Origin of the sequence: Fictibacillus nanhaiensis, from assembly GCF_049537595.1 — a bacterium.
GTDB classification, from domain to species: domain Bacteria; phylum Bacillota; class Bacilli; order Bacillales; family Fictibacillaceae; genus Fictibacillus; species Fictibacillus nanhaiensis_F.
Map to the genome: position 1 here is coordinate 665,137 of NZ_JBMULM010000002.1, position 15,782 is coordinate 680,918.

Consider the following 15,782-nt stretch of genomic DNA (forward strand, 5'->3'; position numbering starts at 1 on the left):
TTTCCTTTTCATACCTCTAGTAAGTTACTTTGAAACCTATTTCGGATTAATGTAGGGCTATCTTCGTAAATAGGCGAATAGATCAAGAAGGTGCTCTTTGCCTTTATGGTTACTGGCAAAGCAACAAGTTTAAATAGCTCCAAAGCTTTAGAAAAGAGTACAAAAAACAAGAAGCTAAAGACTATTAGCTTCTTGTTCATACAAATCTGCGTTCTTTTTTAGTAGGGAATAGATGTACATATCATAGTAGTGGTCACCCACTCTTTGGTGTTCCTGTAGTAAAGCTTCTTCATGAAAACCAAGTTTAGACACTAACGCACGGGAAACTTTGTTTTCGGGTCTGATCACAGCGGCTATCCGATTAAATTCCATCCCGTTGAATCCGTAATGAAGGATGGCTCGTAACGCTTCGATCATGAATCCGTTATTCCAATAGGCACGATTTAGTTCATAACCAAGCTCTGTCCTTCGATCTGATTTGCTCCAATTGTGAAATCCGCATGTTCCGATGAGTTTATCTTGTTCTTTTAAGATGATTCCCCAACGTATTGAACTTCCTGTAGTAAATCCTTTTTCAAACGCTTGAATAAGCTCATAGGCTTCTTCTTCAGTTTGTAAAGGTGCCATTCCATAATAACGTAATGCGTCACCATCTGAGAACGCTGCATAAATTTCCTTTATATCTGACTCAATGACTGGTCTTAGTCTAAGTCTATCTGTTTCAATAACTGGAAAATGATCGTATGTATTCAAAAATAACCTCCTGTTTTAAGAAATAGATTTTAATGACATCTCTTCAATAAAAAGTTGGGCTAAGTATGGATCCCATTGTGTGCCTTTTCCATCTTCCAAAATGGCCAATGCCTTTTCATGAGTCATCCCTTTACGATATGGCCGATCAGACGTCATTGCGTCATAAGCATCGGCAACAGCAATAATCCTTCCGAAAATAGGAATGTTTTCTCCAGCCAGCTGTTCAGGATAACCTTTCCCATCATAGCGTTCATGATGATAACGAACCCCAGGTAACAACGGTTGCATAGCATCGAAAGGCTGTACTTGAGCAAGGATATCAGCACCTATTACCGGGTGCTTTTTTATTTGCTCAAATTCTTCTGATGTTAATTTAGATTCTTTTAGTAGAACTACATCGGGTATTCCAATTTTTCCAATGTCATGCAAAAGTGCGGCTTTCCGAAGCTGTACCAATTGTTGAAACGGCAATCCAGCCATCTGACCGATCTTCATTGCATAATCAGCAACTCGTAAACTATGTCCTGCTGTATATGGATCACGTGCATCCAAGGTTGCGGCCATAGTCGCGAAAAAACTTTCGAGCAGCTGTTTATTTTCATGCTCACGAGATTGTATCGCATGAGCCATATGGTTAAAACCCTTTATGAGTTTAGAAAATTCATCTGAATACAGATCATGAACTTTTGCATTAGAATTTCCGGTGCGGACTTCATACATGCCTGCTTGAAGTTCGTCCATAGGCTGCTGGATATCTTTAAACAACAAATAGGCTCCATAGATAGCAAAAGAGATACCGATTAATAAGATAAAGAAAGCCCAGCTCCAATACGATCCATTCACAGGCGCTGATAGATGGTATAGTCGTACTTGATTTGCAAGTGCGAATAAAAGAAGTGGAAACGTTCCAATAAATAAAGTACTCCACTGAATTTTACGTTGAATAGATATGTGTTTAGACGTTGCTAAAGAAAGTATTTTCCCATGGTCCTTAAGCGTTCTTTCTTGAATTTTACGAAGCACAGGCTGAACGGCCTTAGTGGTTAAAAAGAATTCGATAATCGCATGCATTCCTGCTACTAAAATCGCTCCGAGTGATGCCAGATACATGTAATAATAGGGAAGTGATAAATAATCTAGTGAGATCGCTATAGCAGTTAAGGATAGCGCTGGTATAGATAATCCTAACAGATGAGGACCGAGAATTCTCTTTACAGTTCTGATCGGGAAATGATGCGCGTGAAAATATGTTTTTTCAGCGAGCTGTAAAGCAGGTTTTTGTTTTGAAAAGTAATTTTTAAAAATAGCTGTATGCATTCGAAAGAAAACATATTCCAGTGAAAACATAATCACACAAGAAGTAAGAAGAATACCACACAAGATCATAAATTCAAACATGGACAAACGGAGGGTAGTAAAAACAAATACGCCTCCTACTCCTAAAACAGCAGCGGTTGAACCAATCACATAATTTTTTAATAAACGTTTTTCAAAACTCTCATAAATTTTCATGATTCACCGCCTTTCTTACTATTACTTTAAAAAGATATTATTAGCATACCTTACAAAAAGTTGGAAAAAAAGCAATTTTTCAACACTTTAGAACATTTTTTGCTAAAAAATAGGTATTTCGATTTACAAGAGACTGTTTGATGATTTAGAAGCGGAGAAACGAACGGTGTAGTTATAGGTAACAGAGGTAATGAGTTGTTGATTAGTATAGCATGTATGATAATGGTGCAAAATACACAGGATGGATAATTATTCGGAATAAAGGGTATGAAATGGTATATGGAAGTAAGAAGGGAGATTGAATCATGGCATTATCTACACAAGAAATGGACCATTTTAAACAAATCTTATTATCACGAAAAGAAGAGATAAAAGGTATGAGAGAAAGAAACGAGTCTTTTGGTAATGATTCAGAATTTCCGAAAGAATCAACAGGCGAACTGTCTAATTATGATAATCATCCTGGTGATCTCGGCACAGAACTATTTGAAAAGGAAAAAGATATTGCTCTAAATGATCTACATGAAAAAGAGCTGGAAGATATAGACACAGCTTTAAAAAGTATCGAAAAAGGCGAGTACGGAATTTGTAAAACGTGTGGCAATGACATTCTGAAAGAACGTTTAGAGATAGTCCCTTTTACGCTATATTGTAAAGAGCATAGTCCTGCACAAAACTCATCAGATGACCGTCCTATTGAAGAAGAGGTTATTGGTCCAGATTATAAAACTAGAAGCAATGACAATAAGGATGCTACATTCTTTGATGGAGAAGATGCATGGCAGTCCGTTGCTAAATATGGTACGAGTGAAACGCCTTCAGACTTTACCGATCCTGATAAAAGAGACTATAACGAGATGTATGAAGACTCTGATGATGATGACGGATTTGTAGAAGAATATGAAAGTTTTGTAGCTACTGACATTACAGGAAAAGAAAGAAATGTGGTTCAGAACAGAAATCACGAGGAGTATGAAGAAGAGTTAGACAGAGAAGAAGAGAAACAATCAGATAGAGACAAGTATGATAAGTAAAAAACTTGAGGCGCTGACTATTTTTAGTCAGCGCCTTTTGCTTTATGAAAACAATGTGAATAATTTATACGTAAGGAAGCTAGAGAAGGCAAGTAAACCGATTCCAGCTAATCTTGCTACCCACCTTATTGTAAAGTCATTGATCAGCGTACGAAAAAAATGAACGGTAAAAGCCACGTTAAGGTTCCATAAAATAATTCCCACTATTATGCAAAGACTTAACCCAATTTTGATCAAATCATTTGATGTAGATGGTATGCTTTGAAGAGAACCACCATATACACCAAACCAAAACAAAAAATTATAAGGATTCATGAGAGCGATAACAAAACCTGTCCAAAAAGGTTTTTTTACGTTTTTATTGTTTTCTTTGAGTAGGTTTAAGGATGTAACGGAATTTCTGATGGTTGAAATTCCTAAGTAACTTAGCATCATAATTCCGGTTAGCAACATGCAAACTGTTATCCATCTTTCATGTAGGAAAGGCGAGAGTCCTAGAAAGATAAGTGACATAAACAATAGATCCGCACAAACTGCCCCAATTCCAACGAGCCAAGATGGCCAAAACCCACCATATAACCCATGTTTGATCATCTCGAGTTTAACAGGGCCGATTGGAATAGCTAAACTGATACCAAGCACAACGAAATGAACACTCAATATTAAGATTTCGTTCAATGGGTGCCCCCTATTCATGTGGCTTGTCTAAGATACTTAAAAAATATGAGATTTATATCAGAAATAGTACGGAAGGAAAAATTAAAGTCTTATCGAAAATGTAATGTAATAAGAAGCACAGTTTGAATATAAGGAGATCATAATGTGAAAAAAGCATGTTTGCTTATTGTTGATGTTCAAAAAGGATTTGATGATACAAATTTCTGGGGAGAACGAAATAATGCGAATGCTGAAGTGAATATGCTTACATTGCTTGGTGCCTTTCGAGAGGTGGGGTTGCCGGTCTTTCATGTGCAGCACCAATCAGAAAACGAACACTCACCATTGCACCCTTCGAAATTAGGTTATCAGTTGAAAACAGGCTTTGAACCTAAAGATGGTGAACCTTTGTTCATTAAGAGCGTTAATAGTGCTTTTATTGGAACGGAGCTTAAAGAAACATTAGAAACACATGAAATCGAACACATCTTGATTATTGGTTTAACGACGAACCATTGTGTTTCACTACTACAAGAATGGCAGCAAATTATGGTTTTAGCGTGTCTCTAATCCATGATGCTACTGCTGCATTTAAAATTCAATCATATGATGGTACAGTTTTTTCTGCGCAGGATGTACATGAGTCTGCTCTTGCACATCTTCATAAAGAATTTGCAGAAATAATAAGTACGGAAGAAGCTTTAACACGATGGGTGAGGATTACTCCTTACATGCAATAACAGACATAGACAATATTCCCCAGGAAATGTCGGATGTTGCTGATGGTTTAGAGGATTTTAATTAGGGTAAAAATGTATATACTAAATTAAATAGAGTATTCTAGAGGTGTCTTTCAGATGAATAGTGATCAAATTGAACAATTGATGAACAATCCTGAACAAGAATTAGAGTTTTGGAGAGAAGAAGATCAACAGCCGGAACTTGTCAGAATGAGGTATGTTCCACAAGGAGAAAGTGGTTATTTCCAAGTTACTTTTTTAGATGAGGAAGAAGGGATCCTCGGATCACAAGTGTTAGATGAAGTAGAGGATGCTATGCGTTTTTTAGAGAAATACAACAATGTGAATAAATAGATGAAACCAGAGGGAAGGGCCCTCTGGTTTTTTTATTCTATATCTCTTATCAAAGAAACTTATTTTCTTGCACCCATTCTTCAGCATGCTCGGTGCATGTTTCTAATTGTTCAAACTTTCCTTCTTTATGCATCGAAATGATTTTTTGAGCCGTCTCATGAGCGAGTTTCATTTGATCTTTATTAATATCCCCTTTTTTGAAAGCTTCCATCAACTCGTTGTCATCTAAAAGAAAGAGTTCTTTATCAGGAAGAATAACGATATCTAAATAGAGGTCATCAAACCAAGGTATTCCATTTTCGTCCACCCCATGATCGATACACATATCAATATAGAATTGTACAACTTCACCGTTATCGTCCAATACCGTAGTGATTGTGTATTTTTCTCCTTCCGGAAAATGCTGCAACCATGTATATCCAGAGTCAGCGATACATACTTCATGATCTTTATAGTTAACAAGTAATGGTTCTGAAACTTGTTTTAGATGGATTGCTGTTACTTTCCCATTAAAACAAGAATTTTCCTTATGCGTTACTTCAAAATGTCTGTCTGTTACTCTTTTCCAATTAGGTCGGTTTGCCATTTTGCGTTCCATTGTACAACCTCCGTATTCTGGTCATATTATACCTTGTTATATACCCTAATATAGAAGTGTTTAAAAGGTTTTTGTGGAATTTTGGAGAATTATGTAGGGGGTAAGATGAAGAACGGAGGAATTTGATATGAAAATGATTCATAAAGAGTTAGAGGCTTTTCAATTGGAAAGAGGATGGGAGATTAGTCAAGAAAGTGCTGATAAGAGTACGGAATCTCTTTTGCTTAATCATTTACTATTAACTACTGAAATAGCAGAGATTGCCGAAGAATTAAGAAGAATGTTAAATAGGGCGTATGACATGAAAGAAGAAGGTGTTGAAGAGGGAAAAGCTTTTCGACTCGCAAAGGAAGAAGTTGCAGAAGACATTGGAAAAGAAATTGCTGATAGCATCGCTTATCTCTGCAAATTTGCAACGTTCTTTCAAAGAGATATTGAACAAGATATAAAAAATAAATTGAACGAGATCCAATCTCGTACAAAACCAAATCTGCAAAGGCGTATGAAAGAGGAGGTAAGATAAATGGATATTCTAGTTGAAGAACACAAGATACAATCTCATGATGGCACAATGCTTTCAGGTTATGATTATGGCGGTTCGGGGGATACGTTAATTTTAATTCACTACCTTGGTGGAACAGCTAAGGGATGGCATCCAGTGATTCCTTTTTTTAAGAGTCATTATAGAATAATAAGTTATGACCTTCGTGGACATGGAAAATCTGATCAACCTGATCAGGGATATTCATTCGAAGACACGGCAAACGATTTAGAAAGTGTAATGAATCATTTCGAGATTAATAAGGCTCATCTCGTAGGAAGCTCGTACGGATGTATGATTGGGTTATACTTTACAGCGATGCGGCAAGATCGCGTGTTGTCACTTGCCAACATAGACGGTGCCATCATAAATGATTCTGGTGAGCATGGTCTTTACGATGAGACTTTAGATGAGCATCTTGCTAAGTTCGAAGGACAATTAGATCCAGATTACGAATCGGTAGAAGAATTTCAACAGGCTTATAGAGAACAATGGTTACCATGGAACAAGGAACGAGCTGATTATATTGCTGCGTATGAACCTCGTCTGAAAGAGAACGGAAAAGTAGGCAATATTACTACCGGCGAAACGATGAAGAAGATCATATCAGAAATCTATTATGTGAATTTCTTAACATGGTATAAAAAGGTTCAATCGCCTGTTCTATTTCTACCTGCTGAAAAAGAAGACCACTTTGAAAAATCTTTAAATTTCATTGATTCGGCAAAAAAAGATTTGCCTTACAGTGAGACTGTTGTTATTCCAAACACGACACATTTAATGATGTTTGATCATGGAAAAGAATTAGCAGAGGCGGTTTTCAATTTTCACTCGCAAATTTCGGTTTCAGAAAGACTTTAAGAAGAAGGGCTCCCAGTATTAAGGGAGCCCTTCTTTATTTTCATTTTTAGTTTTCTTTTTGAACTTGCTGATGCGAATTTCTGCGTTTATAAAACTGTTCAAGAATCATGCAATTGAGCATACCCATAATCAGGCCATTGCTTAATAAAGTTACAATAATATTCGGCCACTCTTTTAATGCGGCAGCAGGAATAAAGAGACTTCCGATTCCGACCATAAGGGAAGTACTGATAATAAAAAGATTATTTTCCGATTTTAATTCACTTTTATATTCTTTGAAAGCTAGACCAATCATACTTGAAAAAGGAAGGAAGATCGTTGCATATCCTACCGGTGCAGGAATACCAGCAAAGAAAAAGGTAAGTGGCGGAAAAAAACTAATCAAGATAATAAGTGCGTTACCAAGGATGAATGCTAATTTGCTAAACATTCTTGTCGTTAATATAAATCCAGCAGCACCTGAGATCGGTACACTTGCAACAGCTGAAAATAGACCTGCTATCCATGTGTTTATCCCCATCATGATGGATGAGCGATTGTAATTGATAGGTTCATAATCTTTGTTTTCAGTTTCATACGCTTTTTCGACCACGTTAATACTAGCTACCATATTTGTTAGTAAAAGCATTCCCACGAATAGGGAAGTTATGATCGTTCCGGAAGATAGTTCTGGCATTCCCCAAGCGAATAATTCTGGAAAAGCAAAAGTCGTATGACTATGCATCGTTTCTTTTGTTAAATTCAAGAGTTTAAAAAGTCCCCAACCGAGTAACAAAGAAATCAAGATGGAATAACTTCTTAACCATTTCACACGGGATTTTCCAAGTACGATAGACAAAATTAAGATGAAGAGTGAAGTAAGAGCTACTTTGGTATCTGCGCCTTCCTGCAGGTATCCAATACCGAGCATACCCTTAATAAAAGAACCACTCAATTGTGAGACGAGAAGGATTAAGTAAGTACCCGTTACTAAAGGCGTAAAAAGAGCTCTGACCGAACTGATAATACGAAACAGGCCTAGCAGTAAAAAAAGAATTCCGCTGATCAGCATGCCGGCTGTCAGTTGCTGCAGCCCGTCAGCCACTGTTAAAGCCCCAGAAGCTACAATGCCCGCATAAACTGTAAAAACACCCCACCATAATCCGGCTGGACCTTCATTGATTGGCAGCTTATGACCAAATAGTGCTTGAAGTATCGCAGATGCACCAATAATTAAGAATGACCGCTGTAATAGTTCTGCGGTTTCCGCTTGTGTCATTCCAAATGCATCACCAATAGCGATGGGAGCTACTAAACTACCTGCAAGGATAAATACCATCCATTGAAGAGAAGAGAACGTTAATTTCATGTAAACACCTTCTGTTATGTATTTCTTTAATTCCCATTATAGACCTTTCATCTGATTCGTAGAAAGGAAATAGGTTTATACATACCGGGATAGCGGGTAAAATTCCTTAAAGCACGAAGGTGCCAACAACGAACATTAGAAAATTTTGAAAGTATTTTTTCTTATACCCTCAAAAAACAGATTGTGGCCGAATTATATAGTCACAGGTTAAGACGACCACAAACAAAGGACGATTCTAATGATGCATAAACTTACACATGATGATGTCATTCAATTGTTAGAGAAACATCTATTAGACTTTGAACAGTTTACGCCTTACTTGTTTACTTCACAGTGGATTCATTCTTTTTGTAAGGATAAAGAAAACGGAAATGAGTTTGAAGTAAAATGGGATACATCAGGACAAGAATTGTTCTTCAGATTGTTGGACAACTTAGATTATGATGACAAATGGAAATGGCTTGGCACATTTCAATATTCAGAAGAGGTGAAATCATGAGAATTGACGGACAACAACCCGTTCAGCGAAAATATGATGTGAATAAAGTTTATCAGCAGCCTTCTGTAAAGCCGCCATCATTTGCTAAAGACGAATTATACATATCTAATGAAGCAAAAGTGCTGCATGAAAGTACTCAATTAAACATAAGAGAAAAGAAATTATTAGATATAAAAAAACGCATTGATGCTGGTGAATACCAGATCGATGCGCAAGCGATCGCAAAAAAGATCTCACAATTTTATTCCAATTAACCATTACTTATTTTGATTGTCGTTTTTCTGTCTTAACAGAGAAACGGCATTTTTTATGAAAGAAGGAATTGGAACATTCATTCTTCCTGCATTCTCAATGATCGATAACAATTCATTAGATAGATAAAAAAAGATGGTGGCACTGTGGATATAGTTTCCACCTAGCAATTGGTCGAGAGAATGGGCCGCTGCGACGATCGCGAATATGATCATTTTTTTTAGTATACCTCTAAAGCCCTCTTTGCTGTTCAATCTACCTTCGTAAGCTGAAGCAGCCATGCCGGTTAAATAGTCTAATACAATGAATAAGATAAGCGTCTTGAATAACATGCCGGGTGTACCAAATAGGAAGCTCGCAACTGCTCCTAATGACACTACAGTCATATTGTATAGCATGGACCATTTTTCCACTCGTTCGTTCCCCCTTTGAACTCCAATTTGTATAGTATATGTTTGTGCGAAACGATACGCTTTGGCGATTACCTACTACTCGTCCCCTAATTTTTTGAAGCATTATTTCAAATGTGTTAAATAGTCAAAAAATTTAAAAAATAGGGAGTCAGACACGCACTATATCTGTTACAATGAAACAAATCCGGAAAGGGAGGAAAGAAATGAAATGAATAAAATTACGTTAGGCTTGCCTCCACATTGCCACAAAGTAACTTGTGACGGAAGAATGATTAAGATCAAGGACTCTGGTAACAACAAATGGGCGTTTCCGCTATCGGGTACCGAAAATGCAGTTGTTGATCAAGTGAACGATGAGACAGGATTACTTACCATTCATGGAAAGGATAAGATACTCGCGACACTTGAGATGCCGATTCGTTTTTGTGAAGTAGGCAGAGGCTGGCTCCTTGATAAACTACCTAAAAAGAAACGTTTGAAAATCAAATAAATATTGTATAAAAATAACCGCACAGCAGACATTTTGCTGTGCGTTTTTCATTTTATATGTGCAGAAATTTTTTTAAAAAGAGCTATGTGTTGGAAAAGAAATAATTTAGAAAACAAAATGAAAGAAGGAAAAAAATGTTATAATGATTTTGGATACGTGTAGATGAGGTGAATGTATTGGAAAAGAAACACCTGCCTGCACACTTAAATCACATCGCCTGGAATCGGAAAATTATAAATGTATTTTGGGTTGTCATCTTTGTGTCAGTGTGTGTAGAGGTCATTAACAGTTTTTTTACATCTAAAACATTAGAAGAGTTTATTGGGATGTACATTGTTTTACCAACAGCACTTTTAATTCTTATGGTTAGTTTGGCTGAATGGAGTTTTAAAAAGAAAACAATATACATTGATTACATAATAATTTGGACAGCAAGTATGTTCTCTGCCATCTTAATCAGCGTTCATTATGAAATGTATGTTATGTATACGAGTCTGTTCTTTCCTATGTTGATTTCGACGATTTATTTCCAAAAGAAAAAAGTATGGTTATCATTTGCTCTCAGCTCAATTATCTATCTGCTGCTTTCAACTTTCCATCCGGTCTTAAAGGACATGAATGATGTAATGGATCAAATCTCAATGATATGTATTCTCTTAACCTCAACAGCTATCTGTGTCGGAATCATGAGTCGAGGGCATGAGATGGCGAAAGAACTAAATAAAGCGCAGGCAGATCATCAAGACCTAATGGTGAAATCGACAATTATGGAAAAGCAAGTGAAGACAGATGCTCTAACAGGTTTGTACAATCACATGGCCTTTTATGAATATATGGATGTGTTGCTGCTTCAAGCGGAAACGTATCATTACCCGGTTCATTTAGCGGTTATGGACATAGATAATTTTAAAAAAATCAACGATACATATGGTCATGGCATTGGAGATATCGTGTTGAAACGAATTGCGAAGGCTATAAAAGATAATGTGACCACAGATGATTTTGTCGCACGGTACGGCGGAGAAGAGTTTGTGGTTATCTTAAATGATATAAGTGAAGAACAAGCCTTTGCATTATTAGAAAAAGTTCGATTGGTCATACAAAGGCTAGAGCACCCCGAAGTGAAGCAAGAGAACATAACAATCAGTACTGGGTTACAAACGTACAGAAGAGGGATGCATAAACAAGCATTCTTTGAGGGTGCCGACAATAGCTTGTACGTTGCAAAGAGGCAGGGAAAGAACAGGGTAATAACTGAAGGATACAGTGAAGCCATACATATTTAATAAGTGATCTTATGACAGCAAGAGAAATCTTGCTGTTTTTTCTTTTTCTTCTAAAATCCTTGTCCATGCATATGTTTGTAAAGATATGGCCATGGAGGTGAGGGCATGAGTAGTCGAATGAAACAAATACTGCAGATAGCCGCCACTTACATCGGCACTGTTGTAGGTGCTGGGTTTGCTACCGGAAGAGAAATTGTTGAATTTTTTACAAGATACGGCTCAGCCGGTTTTGTGGGTATTCTGATCAGTGGCTTTCTTTTTATCATGATTGGTACAAAACTTATGATTATGGCAAAGCGGTTAGGTGCAACCTCTTTTGATCAGATGAATCAATATTTGTTTGGAGCGGTCACCTCACGAATCGTAAACGTATTGATGTTGATCATGCTCTTTGGAGTAACTGGAGTCATGTTATCAGGTGCAGGAGCTTTGTTTTGGGAACAGCTTCATCTTCCTTATCAAATGGGAATTCTATTAACGTTACTCGTAACCTACTTCGTTATGAAAAAAGGGATAGAGGGTATTCTTTGGACAAACTCATTGATCGTACCCATCATGATATTCTTTTCTATCGTATTGTCAGTGTCCATGTTTGATCTTTCTTCAGGAAGGCAGTTATTTGTTGAAGAAGACTTTGTTGGTGATTGGAGATGGATTGTAAGTCCGTTTGCCTATGCAGCATTTAACTTAACTTTGGCACAAGCCGTTCTTGTTCCACTTTCAAGAGAAGCTAAAGATGAATCCGTTATTAAGTGGGGCGGTTTTTTAGGTGGCCTAGGATTAACGTTTATTCTATTAAATAGTCAGTATGTGCTCTATTCTGTTCCGCGTGTCATGAGCTATGAGATACCGATCGCTGAAATAGTAGGGAGTCTTGGTGTAGTAGTTCATTATATTTTTGTTTTCGTGATCTACGGTGAGATCTTCTCGACACTGATCGGAAACATCTTCGGGCTAGCAGGAGCGTTGCAAAGAAATGTCAGGTTATCCAATCAAGTCATCTTAATCGTTTTAATGACAGGAAGCTACTTGTTAAGTCAAGTAGGATATTCTGAACTTCTTCATTATTTGTATCCGGTATTCGGATTGATTGCCATCATTTTTTTGGGAGTTGTTTCTGCTAAAAAACTAACATGATGCATATCGTTTATATAGGAAAGTTTTTTTGAGATGCTGTGAAATTGCTGGAAGGGAAAAGAGCCAATGGCGTATTACAATAAATTAGTGAGAGATAAAATACCAGAACTGCTCGAACAGGCAGGGAAGAAAGGGACATTTCGGATTCTTGGAAATCAGGAGTTTGAAAGTGAACTTAAGAAAAAGCTTTCAGAAGGCGTAAAAGAGTATCGTGAAGCCAAAAGTGAGATAGATGCAGCCGAAGAACTGGCAGAGCTGTTCGAGATTTTAATCGCGTTAACGAAAGTGCATGAACTTACTTTAAGAGAACTGGATGAAATCAGGCAGGAGAAGGCTAGAAAACAGGGCCGGTTTCACGAGCGCCTCTTCCTGATCAAAGTAGAGGACTAGGGGTCTGACCCCAGACAAATACAAATGTATGGCATTTGTATTTGTCAGAAGTACAAACTGGAAAACTTCCATTAATAATCTATTTATCTTCCAATTCGGGCTAAAACAAGCTACCATCAGTGCTTGTTTTAGCTTGTTTTAATTTAAATCAGGAAAAAACATGCAAAAATCGTTTGACAAACAAGCATGAAACAGCATATGATTACAGTACCACGTGGAAATAAGAGGTAATGGAGGAAATAATTATGTTTTCTGAAGAAAGAAGAGAAAAGATTTTAGAAGTGCTTAAGAACGAAGGACGAGTGCTTGCAAAAGAATTATCAGATGCCCTCCAAGTTTCGATTGATTCTATACGCCGAGACTTATCATCTCTCGAGGATAATGGGCTGCTTAAACGTACACATGGTGGCGCAATTCCTGTAACAGAAGTAAAAAAAGGACCTTCGCCGAATGAAGTTCGTTTTGGAGAAGGATCAAAGTATGAGAAAGCTATTGCGAAGGAAGCTGTAAAGTACATCAAAGAGAACGATACCATCTTCCTAAGTGGAGGAGGCATGCACCATGAGATTGTAAAGCATCTTCCTCACTACCGATTAACAGTTGTGACCAACTCAACCGCAACTGCTGATGCACTTCGCAAGAATGAGAACATTGATCTTTATATGGTCGGTGGAAAAGTGAAAAAATCAGGCAACATGACGGATGCCTTAGTAACCAATCTCATCAGTCAGTATTCTTTTGATGTTTCATTTGCTACAGGTGGCGGGATCTCTGAAAGAGGGATAAGTACGGCAACGCCAGAAGTAGCTGCTTTTATGAGTGCTGTTGGAAAGGTCTCTCGTAAAGTCATTGGTGTATTTCCTCATTACAAAATAGGAGTTAACGCTTTTGCAAAAGTTGGTCCTGTTACGAATGTAGATGTTGTTATCACAGATGATGATGCACCGAGAGACCATCTATCAGCCATTGAACAACAAGGAGTTTCTGTCGTTATTGCTCAATCAGAGTTAAGCCATGAGCAGCCAGCTTCAAAAACAGAATAATTTCCTTAAACAAGAAAAAGACCTCTGGTGTGGAGGTCTTTTTATCATTCGTTCATCTTTAGGGCGAGATCTCCGACTTATGAAGATAAAAACACGAGAGGTCCGCCAGTTTCTATTGAACCATTCTTTAAACTTGATAAGTTGAACTCAAGCCTAGAATTATTTTTTTTTTGAAAAAAGGCAAATACCTATAAAAAAGTGTCAGATTATATGACATATCAAATGTTCTGGTGGTCAGATTATCTTATCCTTAAGACAAAGGGAGGTTCAGTGGATCAAATCTGAAATGAGGTGAACATGATGCTGCATTCTTCTCATTTTTCATCAGAAGAAAAGCTTATGATTCGTGAACTGAAGAAAAAGATAAGGCATGAAACAGATGCACAAGAAAAAAAGGAACTAGAACGACAGCTTAATCATCTGATCGAGAAAGCTTTCATAAAAAAACAGTTAATGCGCAGAAAGGAACTTTAAGCCATATCACTCTTTAGAAACACTTCTTAAAAAACTGAATACATTGTCTTTTTTAAGAAGTAGTGACATTTGAAGATTGTATGTGTTTTTTGCCTGCATCAGAAATTGTAAGACTAGTAGAGAATTCACGTAGTCTAAACGATACTTAAAACGATTCATTAGATTGTTTTACAGCTATCTTTATTAAAGTTGCGGAACTTTCCGTGTATTATTGGATAGAGCGAAATAACAAAATAAAAACCCACCTGAGGCATCAGGCGGGTAGTCGAAAAAAACGTTTATACGCTTAAAAGTTCTTTCATCTCACGATATCGTGAAGATAGACTAGCAGGTGAAACACCATATTTTTTAGCTGTTTCTGCTTGAGTAGAAGCGATTCCTCGAATATCTTTTGACACGAGATAATCAAGAGCAGCCGCGTAAATTTCTTCTTTACGAATAGCAGGTTTGCTTTCTGTAACGTACTCACTCCAAAGCTTTTCTGCTTCTTCTACAACTTCGGTCTCAGCATTCGCTTTAACGAGTTCAGTTACAGCGTTGTATTTTTCGTCTTTTAGATCTGTTGCTTCTTCTGCTTTTTCAACTTTAGTAGAAGCAGAAGAAGCTTCCTTCTTCTCAACTTGAGATTGAGGTACACCAGCACTAATATCGATCAAAGCGAGCTGCAGAACAGCAGGGAATTCGTTCTTGAACGTAACTTTTGGATCTTGTTGAGGCTGAATCTTTTCTATCGCTGCTTTTAACGGCGGAAGTTCAGTCATCGGCATCTCTACATATCCAACATAAAACTCATGGTTGATCCCGTTTGAAACGAGTGTTCCAAGTAGAGCACTTTCCGTTTTTGGCTTTTCAGCAGCATTGATCGTTACATCATACACAGCTTCTGTCCAAATATCCTGAACGGTAAAGATGAATCCTGTCTTTTGCTCTAAAACTTTATATAAAGATGGTGTAGCAGTTGTCCAGCCAGCTAGAATTTCAGCTACTTCTGGTTTAACAGAATTCTTCACTTTTTCTACATAAAGTTGAACAGGGGTCTTGTTTTCTTTAATCTCTGAGCAGAAGATCTCCCAACAAACAGCAATGTTCGCGTATGTTTGTTCTTGCTCTTTAGCAACAGGGTATTTTTTCACATACTTAGAAGTACGTTCAGCTAAATCCTGCTGATAGTTCTCTAGAGCATATTTGATGAGTCCTTCTTGATGAAAGGATACTTCACGTGTTTGCTCTTCTTTATGTAAGCAACATTTTTTATATTTTTTTCCGCTGCCACAATAGCACGGATCATTTCTTCCTATCATTGACATGCTATTCCTCCAGTAAACCACTTACTTATCCTGTACATACTAGCATAAATCGGTTTTTTTTCAAACTACAAATCATCAGACACTATTTTATCA

The 15,782-nt window shown here is 37.3% G+C and carries 20 protein-coding genes; 13 read left to right on the forward strand and 7 right to left on the reverse strand.

Annotated features, from left to right (window positions below; translation table 11 throughout):
• Positions 1-174 precede the first annotated feature (174 nt).
• Complete coding sequence (locus ACOZ9X_RS14770; RefSeq protein ID WP_191752779.1) at positions 175-753, reverse strand: GNAT family N-acetyltransferase; 579 nt, start codon at positions 751-753, stop codon at positions 175-177.
• Between the two features lie 15 nt (positions 754-768).
• Positions 769-2,265 (reverse strand): HD domain-containing phosphohydrolase, encoded by a 1,497-nt coding sequence (locus ACOZ9X_RS14775; protein ID WP_423418842.1) that lies wholly within the window; start codon positions 2,263-2,265, stop codon positions 769-771.
• Positions 2,266-2,570: 305 nt separating this feature from the next.
• Here ACOZ9X_RS14775 and ACOZ9X_RS14780 point away from each other — a divergent pair, with 305 nt between their 5' ends.
• Positions 2,571-3,299, forward strand: a complete 729-nt coding sequence (locus ACOZ9X_RS14780; protein ID WP_423418843.1) for a TraR/DksA C4-type zinc finger protein — start codon at positions 2,571-2,573, stop codon at positions 3,297-3,299.
• A gap of 42 nt (positions 3,300-3,341) precedes the next feature.
• Here the strand turns inward: ACOZ9X_RS14780 and ACOZ9X_RS14785 are convergent, their stop codons facing one another.
• Positions 3,342-3,977, reverse strand: a complete 636-nt coding sequence (locus ACOZ9X_RS14785; RefSeq protein ID WP_423418844.1) for a LysE family transporter — start codon at positions 3,975-3,977, stop codon at positions 3,342-3,344.
• Between the two features lie 144 nt (positions 3,978-4,121).
• On the opposite strand from ACOZ9X_RS14785, the gene ACOZ9X_RS14790 reads away from it, so the two are divergent.
• A complete protein-coding gene (locus tag ACOZ9X_RS14790; RefSeq protein ID WP_423418845.1) occupies positions 4,122-4,526 on the forward strand; it encodes an isochorismatase family protein in 405 nt (134 codons plus the stop codon).
• A 287-nt stretch (positions 4,527-4,813) separates the two neighbouring features.
• The gene (locus ACOZ9X_RS14795; RefSeq protein ID WP_423418846.1) at positions 4,814-5,050 is read left to right on the forward strand and encodes a hypothetical protein; all 237 of its coding nucleotides are present in this window, start codon (positions 4,814-4,816) and stop codon (positions 5,048-5,050) included.
• Positions 5,051-5,099: 49 nt separating this feature from the next.
• Here the strand turns inward: ACOZ9X_RS14795 and ACOZ9X_RS14800 are convergent, their stop codons facing one another.
• Positions 5,100-5,648, reverse strand: a complete 549-nt coding sequence (locus ACOZ9X_RS14800) for a DUF402 domain-containing protein (protein ID WP_423418847.1) — start codon at positions 5,646-5,648, stop codon at positions 5,100-5,102.
• Positions 5,649-5,775: 127 nt separating this feature from the next.
• Here ACOZ9X_RS14800 and ACOZ9X_RS14805 point away from each other — a divergent pair, with 127 nt between their 5' ends.
• The gene (locus ACOZ9X_RS14805) at positions 5,776-6,171 is read left to right on the forward strand and encodes a hypothetical protein (protein ID WP_423418848.1); all 396 of its coding nucleotides are present in this window, start codon (positions 5,776-5,778) and stop codon (positions 6,169-6,171) included.
• Entirely contained in the window at positions 6,172-7,050 is an 879-nt protein-coding gene (locus ACOZ9X_RS14810) for an alpha/beta fold hydrolase (protein WP_423418849.1), read from the forward strand.
• Positions 7,051-7,096: 46 nt separating this feature from the next.
• Here the strand turns inward: ACOZ9X_RS14810 and ACOZ9X_RS14815 are convergent, their stop codons facing one another.
• Entirely contained in the window at positions 7,097-8,398 is a 1,302-nt protein-coding gene (locus ACOZ9X_RS14815) for a purine/pyrimidine permease (RefSeq protein ID WP_423418850.1), read from the reverse strand.
• Between the two features lie 238 nt (positions 8,399-8,636).
• Here ACOZ9X_RS14815 and ACOZ9X_RS14820 point away from each other — a divergent pair, with 238 nt between their 5' ends.
• Together ACOZ9X_RS14820 and ACOZ9X_RS14825 are read left to right on the forward strand one after the other, a co-directional pair.
• Positions 8,637-8,897 carry a hypothetical protein gene (locus ACOZ9X_RS14820; RefSeq protein WP_191752769.1) on the forward strand — a complete coding sequence of 87 codons (261 nt, stop codon included), beginning with the start codon at positions 8,637-8,639 and terminating at the stop codon, positions 8,895-8,897.
• Entirely contained in the window at positions 8,894-9,151 is a 258-nt protein-coding gene (locus ACOZ9X_RS14825; protein ID WP_423418851.1) for a flagellar biosynthesis anti-sigma factor FlgM, read from the forward strand. The genes ACOZ9X_RS14820 and ACOZ9X_RS14825 overlap by 4 nt, the downstream gene beginning before the upstream one ends.
• Positions 9,152-9,154: 3 nt before the next feature.
• Here ACOZ9X_RS14825 and ACOZ9X_RS14830 read toward each other — a convergent pair whose 3' ends face one another.
• Complete coding sequence (locus tag ACOZ9X_RS14830; RefSeq protein ID WP_423418852.1) at positions 9,155-9,562, reverse strand: phage holin family protein; 408 nt, start codon at positions 9,560-9,562, stop codon at positions 9,155-9,157.
• Between the two features lie 208 nt (positions 9,563-9,770).
• Here ACOZ9X_RS14830 and ACOZ9X_RS14835 point away from each other — a divergent pair, with 208 nt between their 5' ends.
• From ACOZ9X_RS14835 to ACOZ9X_RS14860, 6 genes are all read left to right on the forward strand, one after another.
• The gene (locus ACOZ9X_RS14835; RefSeq protein WP_423418853.1) at positions 9,771-10,052 is read left to right on the forward strand and encodes a hypothetical protein; all 282 of its coding nucleotides are present in this window, start codon (positions 9,771-9,773) and stop codon (positions 10,050-10,052) included.
• Between the two features lie 326 nt (positions 10,053-10,378).
• Positions 10,379-11,338, forward strand: a complete 960-nt coding sequence (locus ACOZ9X_RS14840) for a GGDEF domain-containing protein (protein ID WP_423418854.1) — start codon at positions 10,379-10,381, stop codon at positions 11,336-11,338.
• A 105-nt stretch (positions 11,339-11,443) separates the two neighbouring features.
• On the forward strand, positions 11,444-12,475 hold the full coding sequence (locus ACOZ9X_RS14845) for a hypothetical protein (RefSeq protein ID WP_423418855.1): 1,032 nt from the start codon (positions 11,444-11,446) through the stop codon (positions 12,473-12,475).
• Between the two features lie 66 nt (positions 12,476-12,541).
• Entirely contained in the window at positions 12,542-12,865 is a 324-nt protein-coding gene (locus tag ACOZ9X_RS14850; protein ID WP_423418856.1) for a phosphoribosyl-ATP pyrophosphohydrolase, read from the forward strand.
• Between the two features lie 245 nt (positions 12,866-13,110).
• On the forward strand, positions 13,111-13,908 hold the full coding sequence (locus ACOZ9X_RS14855; RefSeq protein ID WP_423418857.1) for a DeoR/GlpR family DNA-binding transcription regulator: 798 nt from the start codon (positions 13,111-13,113) through the stop codon (positions 13,906-13,908).
• Positions 13,909-14,205: 297 nt separating this feature from the next.
• Entirely contained in the window at positions 14,206-14,382 is a 177-nt protein-coding gene (locus ACOZ9X_RS14860; protein WP_423418858.1) for a hypothetical protein, read from the forward strand.
• A 278-nt stretch (positions 14,383-14,660) separates the two neighbouring features.
• Here ACOZ9X_RS14860 and ACOZ9X_RS14865 read toward each other — a convergent pair whose 3' ends face one another.
• Positions 14,661-15,689 carry a YecA family protein gene (locus ACOZ9X_RS14865; protein WP_423418859.1) on the reverse strand — a complete coding sequence of 343 codons (1,029 nt, stop codon included), beginning with the start codon at positions 15,687-15,689 and terminating at the stop codon, positions 14,661-14,663.
• Positions 15,690-15,782: the final 93 nt, after the last annotated feature.